Origin of the sequence: Lelliottia nimipressuralis, from assembly GCF_004115925.1 — a bacterium.
Classification (GTDB): domain Bacteria; phylum Pseudomonadota; class Gammaproteobacteria; order Enterobacterales; family Enterobacteriaceae; genus Enterobacter; species Enterobacter nimipressuralis.
Window position 1 is genome coordinate 1 of sequence record NZ_SDDX01000057.1, and the last position, 529, is coordinate 529.

Annotated in this window: 1 protein-coding gene; it reads right to left on the reverse strand. The window is 57.1% G+C overall.

What is annotated here, in order from left to right; translation table 11 throughout:
- Nucleotides 1–37: 37 nt before the first annotated feature.
- The coding region (locus tag ETG88_RS22165; protein ID WP_129036427.1) for a glutathione binding-like protein at nt 38–529 on the reverse strand (492 nt) is incomplete at its 5' end.

The window sequence follows — 529 nt, forward strand, 5'->3', positions numbered from 1 at the left end:
AAACGTTATCGTGAATGCGCAATTTGATAACAATCTGTCACCCGCCAGGGATCTCAAAAGGCCCACCCTGCTGAATCGCGCGTTGCCAGGCAGGACGCATTTCCACTCTTTTTTTCCACGCCTGGGTGTGCGGAAGATTGTCGATCCCACCGCGTGCCAGCAGTGCGAAGATCGGATAAGTCATCTGGATATCGGCCATGCTCAGCTGCTCACCGGCAAACCAGGGGTGTTCGCTGAGATGGGATTCGATATAGCGCGCGTGGGTTTCGAGCTGCGGATTGAGCCAGGCTTTTTGCACGCCCCCACCCAGCACTTTGCCAAGCGAGCGCATACCAAACGGAATCGGCGGCTTACCGAGGCTGGCAAACACCAGCTTCATCAGCAGGAGCGGCATCAGGGAACCTTCCGCATAGTGCAGCCAGAAGCGGTACTGATTTTTGTCCGCCGCGCCCTCAGGCTTGAGCTGCGACTGGGTGTCATAGGTCTCCTGCAGATATTCCAGAATGGCGCCGGACTCTGCGAGGATCAG